Raw genomic sequence first — 13,733 nt, 5'->3', positions numbered from 1 at the left:
GGGTGACTTATTTCCCGATCGTTGATCTGACTCCCGACGAGCTGCTGACTACGACGCGTACGGTCCGCAAGCGCCTGGACCTGACGCGGCCGGTGCCGATGGACCTGATCAAAGAATGTCTCGAGATCGCGCTGCAGGCCCCGTCCGGCTCGAACAAGCAGGGGTGGCAGTGGATCGTCGTCACCGATCCTGATCTTCGTGCCCGCATCGGTGCGATCTACGGCGAACTGTTCGCCGAGTACCAGGCATCGAAGCAATCCGCGTCGGCCTTGTTCGCGGACGATCCCGAACGCGCATCGGTTCAGAAGCGCGTCGGCGACAGTGCCGGGTGGCTCGGCGAGCACATGGGTGAAGTTCCCGTGCTGCTGATTCCGTGCATCAAGGCAGGGAAGACGCTTCCGGCCGGCAATCAGGCCGGTTTATGGGGCTCGTTGTTGCCTGCGGTGTGGAACTACGCGCTGGCTGCTCGGGCGCGTGGACTCGGAACAGCGTGGACGACAATCCATCTCGCGAAGGAAGCCGAGATTTCCGAACTGCTCGGTATTCCCGAAGGCTTCCATCAGGGTGCACTGATTCCGACGGCGTACTACACGGGGGAGACCTTCAAGGTCGCGCCCAGGGATCCGATCGAGACGGTGCTGCACGTCGATCGGTGGTAGTCGGCCCGGCTAGGTGCGAAGGTAGGCCACCACCGCCATCACGCGTCGGCTCATACCAGTCGAGTTCGCCAATCCGAGTTTGTCGAACACGGCGTTGATGTGTTTCTCGACTGAGCTCACCGAAATGAACAGACCAGCGGCGATTCTGGCGTTCGTGAGACCTTGCGCCATCAGCTCGAGCACGTCGCGCTCGCGCGGCGTCAGTCGTTCGAGGGGATTGGATCGGGTGGTGCGAGACAACAGCTGGCGCACCACCTCCGGGTCGAAGGCAGTCCCGCCGCCGGCAACTCTGTCGAGGGCGTCCAGGAACTCGTCGACCTGCGCGACTCGGTCCTTCAGCAGGTACCCGACCTTGCCTCCTGGCCCACTGATCAGCTCTGCCGCGTAGCGGTTTTCGACGTACTGGGAGAGCACGAGCACTGCCACCTCCGGCCATCGACTGCGAATGGTCAATGCTGCCCGAAGCCCCTCGTCGCTGTTGCCTGGAGGCATCCGAACGTCGGTGACGACGATGTCGGGATGATCCAGTTCCACGGCAGCCAGGAGCGCGTCGGCGTCGCCCACGGACGCGATCACGTCATGGCCTTCGTCGACCAGCAGACGGACCAGGCCCTCACGCAGCAACGTCGAGTCCTCCGCGACGATCACGCGCATGGGATGCTCGCAGTCACAACGGTCGGGCCGCCGACCGGGCTGTCCACGGTGAGGGTGCCATCCATGGCAGCGACGCGGCGGGCCAGTCCGGACAATCCGGTGCCGGACGGATCGGCACCACCGGACCCGTCGTCGGTGATGGTTGCCAGTATGCGATCGAACATCTGCCGAGTGACCTCGACCTCCAACGATCTCGGGGAGGCATGCTTGGCTGCGTTGGTCACCGCCTCCGAGATGACGAAGTAGACGGCTGTTTCCACAGCGGGGCGCAACCTCTCTGTCAGTTCGTACGAGAGTCGAACGGGCACACCGGACCGCTCGGCCAGCGCCTCGAGAGCTGGACGCAGGCCGTCCTTGTCGAGTGCGATCGGATACACCCGGTTGGCAACCTCGCGCAGCTCGTCCATCGCTCCCTGCGAGGCGACCTGGGCTTGGCGGAGGAGTTCGTTCACCTTGTCGGGATCTTCAGCGCGGCGAGCCCGGCCGACGAGCATTCCCAAAGCAACCAGGTGCTGTTGCACGCCGTCGTGCAGGTCACGCTCGATGCGTCGGCGTTCGTCGTCGATAGCGTCCACGACATGATCGCGGGTGCTCGTCAGCTCGGCAACCCGGTGGTGCAGCAACCGATCCGACTGCCGGCCGAGTACCTGGATGGCGAACCAACGATCGAGAGATCCCACCCCTGCCACTCCGACTGCCGCGACGAAAATCAGGAGGATTCCGGGTAGTGCGGCCATAGCAACGAGTCCGCCGTCGACGCGGTTCGAGTCCTCGATCAAGCCCCAGTCGCCGCTGAGAGTCCATGCCGAGACCATCGATGCGGCGACCACGAGACACAGCGTCAGGAGGAGAACCACGCCGAGCCCGAGCAGCCCGATAGGCCAACGAATTCCGAGATACCAGCGGCAGCGACGAGGGGCCGCCGCATCCGTGGAGAACGCGCCGTGAAAGCGTGTGATCCGCCGGATCTCGAAGTCGGACAATATCAATGCGGTCTCATCTACGGCCGTCCGTATTGGTTCTCCCCACCGGCCGAGGAGACGCACCAGTGCTAGGGCGAGTAAAGCCGCCACGGAGAACGACAGAGCCGCGATCGCGGTGAAGATTCCGAGCAGAACTCCGGAAAGTGCCGTGAGCCAGCGCCGTAGAAGTGAGCCGATCGACGCGCGATCAGCCTGCTCGGGTGAGTAGACGTCACGGTTGGCCAGCACACGAGCAGCGTATCCGAGCAAGTGGCCGCTGATACTGCGGTAAACCACACACTTCCATGCAGATAGCCCCGCGGCAGGCGACGGTCTTCCTCGATGTCCCGCAACCACATAGTTCGTAGCGTTTTCCGTGTCCTTCACGACCGGAAACATAGACGAACAAGGGAATTGCCATGTCCAACATATCGATTGCTACAGCAGCAGAAACCAGCACTCTCGACGGACTGGCCGGGTGGGCGGTCGGCGTCATGGATGCCCTCGGCGGCCCCGGCGCAGCGGTCGTCGTCGGTGCAGACAATCTGTTCCCGCCGATCCCGAGCGAACTCGTTCTCCCACTTGCCGGGTTCTCGGCCAGTCAGGGAGCGTTCTCTTTCGGTGCTGCGCTCTTCTGGACGACGCTCGGCTCGGTACTGGGCGCGGTCATCGTCTACGCGGTGGGTGCGCTCATCGGACGCGAGCGCACACGGGCATTGGTAGCGCGAATTCCCCTGATCAAGGCCAGCGACTTCGACCGCTCGGAGGCATGGTTCGCCAAGCACGGCTCGAAGGCAGTTCTGCTCGGCCGAATGATCCCGCTCTTTCGTAGCTTCATCTCCCTGCCGGCCGGGATCGAGCGGATGGGAATGGCGAAGTTCCTTCTACTCACCACCATTGGGAGTCTCATCTGGAACACCATTTTCGTCACCGCGGGATACAAGCTCGGCGAGAACTGGCACCTGGTCGACTCGTACGCCGAGATCCTGCAGAAAATCGTTATCGTGACGGTCGCCATTGCCTTCGTCGCCTTCGTGGCCCTGCGGTTGCGGTCTCGCCGCCAGGCCGGTGTGTGACGACGCCGGCCCCGGCGACCTGACATGCACCTATCGGGGCAGCCCCATTTTGTACTGCAAGGCGTAGGCCAGTTTTCCGGGCTTGTCGTTCGCGTACGGTGCGGAGAGTTTCCCGAACTCGCCCTTACCAGCAGTCTTGCCGTCGTTCCAGGAAGCCAGTGCGCCGAGTTCCGCTGCGGTACGACCACTGTCGATGACCGCGTCTTTCGGGGCCGCCACCTGAGCGCGCGAGACCGACTCGACGGTGCTCAGGTAGCTGGCCAGGTTGTTGCTGTCCCATCCGCTGATGTCGACTTCCGCCGAGTCGCGAACCCATGCACCCCAATAGAATTCCTGGAACGGGATCGTGCCGGGTGTGAAGCCGATGTCGCGCGCGAAGTACATCAGGCTGCGGTACTTGTCGTTCTGGAACTTGGCGAGACCGACTCCTGACGGAAGCTGTTCCACCGGAACCTCGTTGCCGTCGACGTCGTAGTTCCACACCCACTTCTCGGCTTTCATCCGAGCCCAGAAGTCAGCACGGCTCAGGTCGCTGAGGTTCGCGACCACTCGCAGACGAAGATGCAGATTCGGTCCACCGTCGGCCGTTTCGTAGAACGACGTCAGAGTGTGGTGTCCGTCGGTCAGATAGGGCACGCCGCCCGGTCCGATGACAACCGTCTTCATGGGCGCGATCGTGTCGGGCGTTTCCTGGCCGACGGGCACGGTGCAGGTGAACGACGACGGATTGTCCAGGCGCGCATCGGGTAGCGCCGACGCGGCCTTCTCCTGGCCGTTGGCTTCGCACCAGTCGTCGAACTTCTTGTTGATCTCGTCCTTGCCGAGTGTGTATCGACCGAGCTTGTAGTACACCTCGTCGTATCCGAGTGAGGGTTGCGTGGCGCGGACATCACCGATCGGCAGATCGAGAAGCTCACCCGCTTCGGCACATTGGTAGCCGAGGCCCGAGGACGATCCACTGGGGAGCAGGTCCGCAACCTGACACAACGGCGACGCCGTCCGTGCCGGGGCGGCAGTGGCGACGCCGCCCATCGACGTGGAGACGATCGAGATCAAAGCGAGCGTGCCCAGTAGAGCAGCTCTGCGACGCGATGCCATTCGTGAAACTCCCAGAGTTCGGAAAGTGAAGTTTTCCGAGACTGTCGCACCGCGGTCACCGGCCGGTGTCGGGGAACCGACGCGGAGGTGAACGTCGCATGATGTGCGTCAGCGATCCTCGCGCAACAATGCGTAGACGAGCGTGTCGGTCCATTCGCCCTTGCACCACCAGTTCTGGCGGAAGTGCGCTTCCTGACGCATCCCGACCCGTGCGGCCAATCGGGCCGACGCGTCGTTGCGTCCGTCCATCTGTGCGCTGACCCGGTGGATCTGGGGCAGTGAGAACACGTGCTCGATCAACGCATCGACCGCCTCGGTGGCGTAACCACGACCGGCCACGGCAGGGGAGAACGTCCAGCCGAGTTCGACGAGTGCCGGCGAACCGTCAACGAGCCACGCCTCGACATTGCCCACCACCGTCCCCTCGTGTTCGACGACCATGGCGAGCGCCTGAGTGTGTAATCCGGATCGCTTCATCCGTTTACCCACCGCTGCAACGGCGTCGGCGTGCGTCCAGGCCTCGTGCAGGAGATAGCGGCACACCTCGGGGTCGCTGTAGTACGCGAGAATTCTGTTTGCGTCGTCGGGTTCGTACAGACGAAGGGTCAGGCGCTCGGTGTGGATGGGCTCGACTGTCATATGTCCGATTCTGCCCGACCTAGATTCACGCTGATTCGAACCCTGGTCCCGTACCCCTCTCGTAACGGAGGGTGGTGAGTCGAAGCTGATCGTCATCAAGTGGAAGGCACGTGAACATGGTCGTGACGTCGTACGCCGCTCCCGCGGGACCTGTGGACACGCGGCGCAGCGTCGTACCGAAGGTCGACCCGGTTTCCGCCTCGTCCAAAACGCCACTGTGGCAGCGATACCGATGGACCGTCCTGCGCGCCTTGTCGCCGATCGTCCTCCTCGTCCTCTGGCAGATCGCCAGTGCTGCCGGAGTTCTCTCCGAACGAGTGTTGCCCGCACCGTCCCTGATCTTCGACGCGGGCCTGGAATTGCTGCGCAACGGTGAATTGGCAGACGCGTTGGCCATTTCCGGAACGCGAGTGGTTCAAGGACTCCTGCTGGGCGGGCTGATCGGGGTGGCACTCGGGGCGCTCGTCGGACTGTCGAAGCTCGCCGAAGCAACCGTCGACCCGCCGCTGCAGATGCTGCGTGCACTCCCGCACCTCGGGTTGATCCCACTGTTCATCCTGTGGTTCGGAATCGGCGAGACTCCCAAGATTCTGCTCGTCGCTCTCGGAGTGGCATTTCCGTTGTACCTCAACACGTTCTCGGCCATCCGTCAGATCGATCGCGACTTTCTCGACACCGCCGTTGTCCTCGGTTTCTCGTGGCGACAGCGATTCACCACCATCATTCTGCCGAGCATCGCGCCCCAGCTGTTGGTGGGACTTCGGCAGTCGTTGGCGATCGCGTGGCTGTCGTTGATCGTGGCCGAGCAGATCAACGCCGAATCGGGGCTCGGCTACATCATCAACAACGCGCGGGACTTCCTGCGGGTCGACACCATCATCTTCGGTCTCGTCGTCTACGCGCTGATGGGAATCGGCACCGACGGAATCGTCCGAATCCTCGAAAAGCGAGCCCTCCGTTATCGATTGGATGCGTGATTCATGACTACGACGACGACTTCCGTCGCCACCCTGCACGGCATCGACAAGTTCTACGGATCCAGTCACGTGTTGAAGGGTGTCGACCTGTCCATCGAGCGCGGCGAAATCGTCTCGCTGGTCGGACGATCCGGCTCCGGCAAGTCGACCATCCTGCGTGTCCTGGCCGGACTGTCGACCGACCACACGGGGGAGCGGCACGTCGCCGGACATCCTGCAGTCGCGTTCCAGGAACCACGACTGTTCCCGTGGCGGTCGGTTCGCCAGAACGTCTCCTACGGTCTGAACACCGCAGGCGTCACCGGCAACGAAGCATTGACTGCTGCGGACGCGACTCTCGACGAGGTGGGGCTGGCCGAGAAGCGAGACGCATGGCCACTCACATTGTCCGGTGGGCAAGCTCAGCGCGCTGCGCTGGCGCGGGCGTTGGTGGGGGAGCCCGAACTGCTGCTCCTCGACGAACCGTTCGGAGCGCTCGACGCACTCACACGACTGACCATGCAGTCACTTCTGCTCGACCTGTGGGGACGGCACCGCTTCGGCATCCTCCTGGTCACGCACGATGTCGACGAGGCGATCGCGCTGGCCGATCGGGTTGTGGTGCTCGAGAACGGCGCAGTCTCGGACACCGTCACCGTCGATCTGCCCCGCCCCCGCGATCGCGGAACGCCGGGCTTCTCCCGCCTTCGCACCCATCTGCTCGGAGCTCTTGGAGTTCACTGACCGTCCAATTCGGCACCTGACAAGGATCTTTCACGCATGTCGTCATACGCTCGTCCTCGTTCTCTGCGCGCACTCGGTGTGCTCGCTGCCCTGTCCATGACGGTCGTCGGACTCACCGGCTGCGTCTCGCGTGGCAGCGACACCACCGCCACCGAAGCCCCCGCGCTCGTCTCGAACGACCAACTCGCCACAGTCACCCTCGACGTCGGCGACCAGAAGGGTGGCACCGAAGCCCTGCTGCGCGCGTCGGGTGAGCTGGACTCCGCTCCCTACGATGTTGCGTTCTCCACCTTCACCTCCGGCCCGCCTCAGGTGGAGGCCGCAACGGCCGGACAGATCGACTTCGCGGTCACAGGCAACACGCCTCCCGTCTTCGGGGTTGCAGCCAATGCCCGCATCAAGGTCGTCTCTGCCTACACCAACGATGCGAGCGGGGATCAGATTCTCGTGCCACCGGATTCGACTCTGGCGTCGTTCGCCGACCTGCGCGGTAAGAAGATCGCGGTGGGCAAGGGAAGTTCGGCGCACGGCCACGTGCTGCTGCAGTTGCAGAAGGCCGGCTTGACCACCGACGACGTTCAGTTGGTGTTCCTTCAGCCTGCCGACGCGCTGACGGCATTCACCTCGGGCGAGGTCGATGCCTGGGCGATCTGGGATCCGTTCACCGCGATCGCGCAGGTGCAGAACGGCTCCAAGACACTGACCACTGCCGAGGGTGTGGCCAACGGGTACGGCTTCGGTATCGCGTCTCAGCAGGCTCTGGACGACCCCGCGAAAAACACTGCGCTGCAGGACTTCGTGGTTCGCCTGGCCAAGGCGTCCGCATGGGCGGACGCACACCCGGCAGAGTGGGCGGCGGCGTACTCGACCGCCGTCGGCATCGACCCGGCCGCGGGTGAATTGGCGCAGGGACGAAGCCAGCGACCAGCAATTGCTCTGGACGACAACGTGATCGAATCCGAGCAGACGCTGTTCGATGTATTCGTCGAGAGCGGAAGCATCCCCGGCGGCAACACGTTCGCAGACTTCGTCGACACGCGTTACAACGACGCCATCGCCGCCGCGACCGCCTCCACCAACTGATCACCCACCACGTCGTAGGAGTTCACTCGTGACCGCACGAATCTTCTGGTTCCTCCCCACCGCAGGCGACGGCCGCTCCATCGTCGGTGCATCTCACGCGTCGGCCAACATCGTCGAACCTGCCGGGTTCCGTCGTCCGTCGCTGCGGTACCTCACGGAGGTGGCTCAGGCCGCGGACCGCCTCGGCTACGAGGGAGTGTTGACTCCGACCGGAACCTGGTGCGAGGACGCCTGGTTGACCACCGCCGCGCTACTGCAGAGCACCCGACGGTTGAAGTTCCTTGTCGCCTTCCGTCCCGGCCTCACGCCGCCCACGTTGGCGGCGCAACAGGCAGCGACGCTCCAGCGGTTCTCGGAAGGTCGGGTGCTGTTCAACATCGTCACCGGCGGCGACGACGTCGAGCAGCGTCGTTTCGGGGATTGGATCGACCACGATCGGCGATACGCCCGCACCGACGAATTCCTCGGACTGGTGCATCGGATCTGGACGGAGACGGCGGTCGATCACGAAGGCGAGTTCTTCAAGGTGGCTGACGCGCGAGTTTCGGAGGCCCCGGACCCGTTGCCAGAGTTCTGGTTCGGCGGTTCCTCCGATCCCGCACTCGCTGTCGCGGCCAAGCACGTCCAGACGTATCTGACGTGGGGCGAGCCGCCGGCCGACGCTCGCGCGAAGATCGAGAAGGTGCAGGCGCTCGCGGACGCCGAGGGCCGCAAGCTCACCTATGGCATTCGCCTGCACACCATCAGTCGCGACACCTCCGAAGAGGCCTGGGCCGTCGCACAGAAGCTGCTCGACGAGCTTCCCGAGGAGCAGGTGTCTGCGGCACACGCACTTCATTCGTCCTCACAGTCCGAGGGACAACGGCGGATGGCGGCCTTGCACGGCGGCAGCAAGGATTCTCTCGAGATCTACCCGAACCTGTGGGCCGGAGTAGGTCTCGTTCGAGGCGGTGCCGGTACCGCGCTGGTCGGTTCGCACGAGGAAGTTGCCAACCTGATCGGCGAGTATCACGACGCCGGATTCGACGAGTTCATCCTGTCGGGCTACCCACACCTCGAGGAGGCGTACCACTTCGCCGAGGGAGTACGCCCCATCCTCGACGCACGAGGAATCACGGTTCCCGCGCGCTAGAGCACGTGGGATCGAACCCGCCGGGTCTGCGCAATTGGGAAATCTGTCCAGTAGATGGTGTGAAAAATGGATGATAGACGAGGGCAAATCTGTATGATGGCTGCGTGTCCAGTGCCATGTACGTCCCGCGAATCGTGGACGAGGAGCTCGACGACCTCCTCCCTCACCTAGCCGCGATCAACCTCGACGGTGCGAAGGGCGTAGGCAAGACCGCCACCGCCACCCGCCGTGCGAAGTCGGTTCTCGAACTCGACAACGCGGTGGATCGGCAGCTGATTTCTGCGGACCCAGATCTGCTCGCGAGATCGGCGCGCCCCATGCTTATCGATGAATGGCAACGATTCCCGCCGTCGTGGGATCTGGTTCGCAGAGCCGTGGACAACGATGCGTCGGGTGGGCAATTTCTGCTGACGGGAAGCGCGCCGCCTTCCGACGCTGTCGTCCACTCCGGTGCAGGCCGAATTGTCCGTGTACGAATGTGGCCTCTGAGCTTCGCCGAACGTCGGCCGTCGGATTCGGCTGTATCCCTGAAGGACTTGCTGTCTCCCCGGCAGGTGACTATTTCGGGTTCGACCGAGACCGTGCTCGGCGATTACATCGAAGAAGTGTTGGTTTCCGGCTTCCCTGGCATCCGTCGTCTCGCCGGTCGCGCGAATCGCGCAGCTTTGGACGGCTACCTGCACGCGATCATCGAACACGACTTTCCGGAGCAAGGCCACGTGGTTCGACGTCCGGAATCCCTTCGTGCCTGGATGACTGCATACGCCGCAGCCACATCGACCACAGCATCCTGGGAGTCGATCAGGGATGCGGCAACGCCGGGTGCGACCCACAAGCCAACCCGTCAAACATCGATCAACTATCGCGATGTGCTCAGTCGCCTGCGCATGCTGCATGACGTAGAAGCTTGGTTGCCGCAGGATAATTCGTTGGGGAAGCTGGCCAAGGCACCTAAGCACCATCTAGTGGACCCAGCCCTGTGCGCTCGATTGCTCGGCGTGACAGCTGAGTCCCTGTTGACGCCTGGCGGCTCGGCGGGCGTCAGATTGGGGCACCTTTTCGAGTCGTTCGTAACGCAAAGCCTCGAGGTGTACGCGCAAGCGAACGAGGCGAGGCTGTTTCATTTCCGTGGCAGGACTGCCGAAGTGGATCTGATCGTCGAGCAAGGCGATGGATCGTTCATCGGCATCGAGGTGAAAGTCTCGCCCGATATCACGGACCACGATGTCCGACATCTGAAGTGGCTTCGGAGCGCAGTGGGCAGTCGAATGAGGGACGCGATCGTAGTGACGACAGGTCCTCACGCTTACCGCCGACAGGACGGTATCGCGGTGATTCCGTTGGCTTTGCTCGCGCCATAGCCGGTCCTCGGCCGCTCGGAGTCGGTGATACGCACTGTCAGCAGATTCCGGCGTACACCGCCCGGACGTACTGCTCCGCGCGGTCGGAACCGATGATTCCGGGCCCCATTCGGTTCATGACGTAGGAGATGGTCAGCTTCGACTCCGGGTGCAGAACGGTGAGCGATCCGCCCCAACCTCCCCAGAAGCAGATCTTGCCGTCGGGGATATAGGGAATCGATTCGTGCTGTGGGAGGGCAAAGCCCAGGCCGAAGCGCAACGGAATGCCCAGGGCCAGATCGATTCCGTTGGACTGCTCCTCGAAGATCGTGTCTATCGTCTCCGGGCTGAGCAGCCGTACGCCGTCCACGGTTCCGCCGCGGGAGATGACCGACAGGATCCTCGCGACCGATCGTGCGTTGCCGTGCCCGTTGAGGGCACCCAAGTCCGCGGCACGCCATGCCGCGGTGTTCGCGGACGAGGCCTGGACCAACGGTCCGAGAAAGGTCTTGCGACGCACCATCGTCGGATCGGGCACGGCATCATCGGTGGGTGTTGGCGGCGGAACGACATCGGCGATTCGATCCCAGTCGGCCTCGGCGGCACCGATCTGGAAGTCGGCACCGAGTGGCCCGGCGATCTCGTCGGCGACGAACTGCCGCAACGACTTTCCGGCGATGCGGCGGACGACTTCTCCGATCAGGTGGCCCTGACTGACAGCGTGATAGCCCGACGTGGTGCGCGAATCCCACCATGGTGCCTGCGCGGCCAGAAGCGATGTTGCCAGTTCCCAGTCGTAGAGGTCCTCTTCGCCGAACGGCCGGTCCCAGCCCGAGACGCCGGAGGTGTGCGACATCAGATGCCGCACCAGGATGTCCTGCTTGCCTTCGGCGGCGAACTCGGGCCAGTACGTCGCGACCGGCGCATCCGGATCGAGCACCCCACGGTCGATGAGCATCAACGCGGCCAAGCACGTCACCATCTTTGTCGTCGACCACACGTTGGTGATCGTGTCCGACTCCCACGGAAGGCTGCGCTCGGTGTCGCGGTAGCCGCCCCACAGGTCGACGGCCGTGTGGCCGTCGATGTCGATCACGATGGACGCGCCGAGTTCTTCCCCACTATCGAAGTTGGCCGCCAACTTCTCGCGCACCGCAGTGAAGGCCGAGTCGCAGTGACCGTCAATTGCCATGTGATGCCCCCAGAACGCGGTGAACGGCCAGTTCGACGTAGTTGTCAGCAACGTCGTCGATGCTCAGCTCGCCGCCGTCGTGGAACCAGTTGCTGATGCCATTGAGCATGTCGGTCAACGCAAAGGATGCCAATCGCGCATCCGGGACGGTGAATTCGCCGCTCCGCATACCCGCGGTGATCACGTCGCGGACGCGTCGTTGGTACTGACGGCGATAGTCCTCGACAACAGTGCGGTGCTCGGGGGTGAGCGAGGCCAGCTCGTGCAGGCCCACGATGTACTCCACCCGTCGGCGATTGAGATGCACCAGGTGCGCGCGCACCAGAGACGACATGCGCTCGGTGGGGGTTCCGGCCGCGTCGAGCAGCGGCAGGTTCTCCTCGGCCGGTTCCTGCGTCACCGTCAGACAGATCGCGAACAGGATGTCTTCCTTGGACGGGAAGTGGTGGTAGAGACTGGCACCCTTGATGCCGACGGCGTCGGCGATATCGCGCATCCCGACATTCGAGTAACCCTCACGCGCAAAGATATTCGCGGCATTGGCCACGATGTCCTGTCGTCGTTGTCGGGTCCGAACCTGACGGGGGAGAGCGGTGACCTCGGATGGCTGCGTCATACGGTTTCCTCGACCGCCGCCAGCAGTCGCAGTTCACGCTTGAGGATCTTGCCCTGCGGGTCGACGGGCAGTTCGGCCACGATGTGTACCGACTTCGGGGCCTTGTACGACGCCAACTCGGTGCGGCAGTATTCGATGATCGCGGCCGGGTCGGCGGTCACCCCGTCGCGGGCGATGACGAAGGCGGTCACGGCCTCGGACCAGTACGGGTCGGGTACGCCGACGACGGCGGCGCGCAGCACATCCGGGTGCGTGTGGATGGTGCGTTCCACTTCCTGCGACGACACGTTCATCCCTCCCGACTTGATCATGTCCTTCATCCGATCGTAGAAGAACAGGTTGCCGTCGGCGTCGATGCGCACCATGTCGCCGGTGTGGACCCAGTCGTCGCGGAACACCTCGGCGGTGCGCTCGGGGTCCTTGAAGTAGCCGAGCATCACCGATGGAGTGCGGCAGAGCAATTCACCGATCTCGCTCTCGTTGCCCGCGGGGTCGACCACCTTGATCTCGAGGTGGGTGACGGGCTTTCCGATCCACGACGCGTCGCCGTCGGGAATGTCGTCGAGGGTGGAGAACCAGCCGACCGAGCCGAGCTGCGAGAGTTCCGACTGTCCCCAGTAGGTGCCCCAGATGGCCTCGGGTGCAGCGGCGGCCCAGGCGCTGATCGTGTGCGGTGACACCTGGCCACCGTAGGTGAGGCAGCGCCGCACCTGGCTCACGGCCTCGGGCCCGAACTGCGCATCACGGGCCAGCGCCAGGTAGAAGGTGGGAGTCTGCGCGATGACGGAAATCTTCTCGGCGGCGATGATGCGGAGCGATTGGGCCGGGTCGACCGTCGCGGGCAGCACCAGGGTCGCGCCCATCAGCGTGAGGGTGGTCATCGAGCCGAGTCCGGCGATGGTGTGGAACGGCATGACAAACAACCAGGTGTCTTCCGGTCCCGTGCGCAGGCCCCAGCTCCACGCGGGCGCGGTGGAGATGAGGAAGTTGCGGTGCGGAATCATGACGCCCTTGGGAGCCGCTTCGGTTCCGGAGGTGTAGATGACCATCGCGACGTCGTTCTCGTCCATCTCGACGTCCGGCTCGGTGGACGGGATGTTCGCGGTCAGCGCGGCGTATTCGGAGCCGAACGTCACCAGGGTGGTGGTGTCCGGCTTCACCGAGGAGATGATCTCGGCGAAGGCCGGATCGGCGACCACTACAGTCGGTTCCGCGTGTTCGAGTTGGTGCTTCACCTCGGCCGCGCGATACATCACGTTGATGCCGGTGAAGGCCGCTCCGGCTTTGAGTGTGCCGTAGTACGCCACCACCACGTCGACGCTGTTACGGGCCATCGATGCGACGCGGTCACCCGTCGTCACCCCGAGATCGACCAGCAGGTTGGCGAACTGATTTGCGCGAGAATCGAGTTCGCCGTAGGTGGTGACCGCACGGGTGCCGTCCGCTGCGTAGCTGATGAAGGCGACCTTGTTCGGCTGAGTCCGCGCATGGCGACGCAGCTGATCGCCGATGGTGGCGCGACCGATGGGGGAACGGTGGTGAATGGCGGTACCGGGCACGGCGGACTCCTGAGATGAACGTG

14 protein-coding genes are annotated in these 13,733 nt (G+C 63.8%); 7 read left to right on the top strand and 7 right to left on the bottom strand.

What is annotated here, in order from left to right; genetic code table 11:
• Window positions 1-2: 2 nt before the first annotated feature.
• The gene (locus RFA01S_RS21870) at window positions 3-659 is read left to right on the top strand and encodes a nitroreductase family protein (RefSeq protein ID WP_032406968.1); all 657 of its coding nucleotides are present in this window, start codon (window positions 3-5) and stop codon (window positions 657-659) included.
• Between the two features lie 9 nt (window positions 660-668).
• Here RFA01S_RS21870 and RFA01S_RS21865 read toward each other — a convergent pair whose 3' ends face one another.
• Both RFA01S_RS21865 and RFA01S_RS21860 read right to left on the bottom strand, forming a co-directional pair.
• A complete protein-coding gene (locus RFA01S_RS21865) occupies window positions 669-1,313 on the bottom strand; it encodes a response regulator (protein WP_032388499.1) in 645 nt (214 codons plus the stop codon).
• Window positions 1,304-2,524 carry a sensor histidine kinase gene (locus tag RFA01S_RS21860; RefSeq protein ID WP_032406967.1) on the bottom strand — a complete coding sequence of 407 codons (1,221 nt, stop codon included), beginning with the start codon at window positions 2,522-2,524 and terminating at the stop codon, window positions 1,304-1,306. The genes RFA01S_RS21865 and RFA01S_RS21860 overlap by 10 nt, the downstream gene beginning before the upstream one ends.
• Window positions 2,525-2,694: 170 nt before the next feature.
• On the opposite strand from RFA01S_RS21860, the gene RFA01S_RS21855 reads away from it, so the two are divergent.
• Entirely contained in the window at window positions 2,695-3,351 is a 657-nt protein-coding gene (locus RFA01S_RS21855; protein WP_032388500.1) for a DedA family protein, read from the top strand.
• Window positions 3,352-3,381: 30 nt separating this feature from the next.
• Here the strand turns inward: RFA01S_RS21855 and RFA01S_RS21850 are convergent, their stop codons facing one another.
• Window positions 3,382-4,449, bottom strand: a complete 1,068-nt coding sequence (locus RFA01S_RS21850; protein ID WP_032406966.1) for a ParB/Srx family N-terminal domain-containing protein — start codon at window positions 4,447-4,449, stop codon at window positions 3,382-3,384.
• Window positions 4,450-4,557: 108 nt separating this feature from the next.
• Window positions 4,558-5,088: a GNAT family N-acetyltransferase gene (locus tag RFA01S_RS21845; RefSeq protein ID WP_032406965.1), complete on the bottom strand. Its 531-nt coding sequence runs from the start codon at window positions 5,086-5,088 to the stop codon at window positions 4,558-4,560.
• A gap of 116 nt (window positions 5,089-5,204) precedes the next feature.
• Between RFA01S_RS21845 and RFA01S_RS21840 the strand changes: the two genes are divergently transcribed.
• The 5 genes from RFA01S_RS21840 (at window position 5,205) to RFA01S_RS21820 (ending at window position 10,364) form a co-directional block, all read left to right on the top strand.
• The gene (locus tag RFA01S_RS21840) at window positions 5,205-6,065 is read left to right on the top strand and encodes an ABC transporter permease (protein ID WP_080733420.1); all 861 of its coding nucleotides are present in this window, start codon (window positions 5,205-5,207) and stop codon (window positions 6,063-6,065) included.
• 3 nt (window positions 6,066-6,068) lie between these two features.
• Window positions 6,069-6,788 carry an ABC transporter ATP-binding protein gene (locus RFA01S_RS21835; RefSeq protein ID WP_032406964.1) on the top strand — a complete coding sequence of 240 codons (720 nt, stop codon included), beginning with the start codon at window positions 6,069-6,071 and terminating at the stop codon, window positions 6,786-6,788.
• Between the two features lie 36 nt (window positions 6,789-6,824).
• Window positions 6,825-7,871 (top strand): ABC transporter substrate-binding protein, encoded by a 1,047-nt coding sequence (locus RFA01S_RS21830; protein WP_032406963.1) that lies wholly within the window; start codon window positions 6,825-6,827, stop codon window positions 7,869-7,871.
• Window positions 7,872-7,899: 28 nt separating this feature from the next.
• Entirely contained in the window at window positions 7,900-9,003 is a 1,104-nt protein-coding gene (locus tag RFA01S_RS21825; RefSeq protein ID WP_032406962.1) for an LLM class flavin-dependent oxidoreductase, read from the top strand.
• Window positions 9,004-9,107: 104 nt separating this feature from the next.
• Complete coding sequence (locus tag RFA01S_RS21820) at window positions 9,108-10,364, top strand: ATP-binding protein (protein ID WP_238325079.1); 1,257 nt, start codon at window positions 9,108-9,110, stop codon at window positions 10,362-10,364.
• A gap of 37 nt (window positions 10,365-10,401) precedes the next feature.
• Here RFA01S_RS21820 and RFA01S_RS21815 read toward each other — a convergent pair whose 3' ends face one another.
• The 3 genes from RFA01S_RS21815 to RFA01S_RS21805 are packed head-to-tail and all read right to left on the bottom strand — an operon-like array spanning window position 10,402 to window position 13,710.
• On the bottom strand, window positions 10,402-11,535 hold the full coding sequence (locus RFA01S_RS21815) for an EstA family serine hydrolase (RefSeq protein WP_032406961.1): 1,134 nt from the start codon (window positions 11,533-11,535) through the stop codon (window positions 10,402-10,404).
• Window positions 11,525-12,151 carry a TetR/AcrR family transcriptional regulator gene (locus RFA01S_RS21810; protein WP_032406960.1) on the bottom strand — a complete coding sequence of 209 codons (627 nt, stop codon included), beginning with the start codon at window positions 12,149-12,151 and terminating at the stop codon, window positions 11,525-11,527. Before RFA01S_RS21810 ends, RFA01S_RS21815 begins: the two co-directional genes overlap by 11 nt.
• A complete protein-coding gene (locus RFA01S_RS21805; protein WP_032406959.1) occupies window positions 12,148-13,710 on the bottom strand; it encodes a class I adenylate-forming enzyme family protein in 1,563 nt (520 codons plus the stop codon). Before RFA01S_RS21805 ends, RFA01S_RS21810 begins: the two co-directional genes overlap by 4 nt.
• Window positions 13,711-13,733: the final 23 nt, after the last annotated feature.

The sequence above is a fragment of the Rhodococcoides fascians NBRC 12155 = LMG 3623 genome (assembly GCF_001894785.1).
In the GTDB taxonomy this organism is placed as follows: Bacteria; Actinomycetota; Actinomycetes; order Mycobacteriales; family Mycobacteriaceae; genus Rhodococcoides; species Rhodococcoides fascians.
This window is presented reverse-complemented; position numbering and strand designations above follow the sequence as displayed.

What these genes read in the sequence shown, in the direction of transcription:
- RFA01S_RS21865 (WP_032388499.1), bottom strand. Translation starts at nt 1,313, where the DNA reads ATGCGCGTGATCGTCGCGGAGGACTCGACGTTGCTGCGTGAGGGCCTG.
- RFA01S_RS21855 (WP_032388500.1), top strand. Translation starts at nt 2,695, where the DNA reads ATGTCCAACATATCGATTGCTACAGCAGCAGAAACCAGCACTCTCGAC.
- RFA01S_RS21850 (WP_032406966.1), bottom strand. Translation starts at nt 4,449, where the DNA reads ATGGCATCGCGTCGCAGAGCTGCTCTACTGGGCACGCTCGCTTTGATC.
- RFA01S_RS21845 (WP_032406965.1), bottom strand. Translation starts at nt 5,088, where the DNA reads ATGACAGTCGAGCCCATCCACACCGAGCGCCTGACCCTTCGTCTGTAC.
- RFA01S_RS21840 (WP_080733420.1), top strand. Translation starts at nt 5,205, where the DNA reads ATGGTCGTGACGTCGTACGCCGCTCCCGCGGGACCTGTGGACACGCGG.
- RFA01S_RS21835 (WP_032406964.1), top strand. Translation starts at nt 6,069, where the DNA reads ATGACTACGACGACGACTTCCGTCGCCACCCTGCACGGCATCGACAAG.
- RFA01S_RS21830 (WP_032406963.1), top strand. Translation starts at nt 6,825, where the DNA reads ATGTCGTCATACGCTCGTCCTCGTTCTCTGCGCGCACTCGGTGTGCTC.
- RFA01S_RS21815 (WP_032406961.1), bottom strand. Translation starts at nt 11,535, where the DNA reads ATGGCAATTGACGGTCACTGCGACTCGGCCTTCACTGCGGTGCGCGAG.
- RFA01S_RS21810 (WP_032406960.1), bottom strand. Translation starts at nt 12,151, where the DNA reads ATGACGCAGCCATCCGAGGTCACCGCTCTCCCCCGTCAGGTTCGGACC.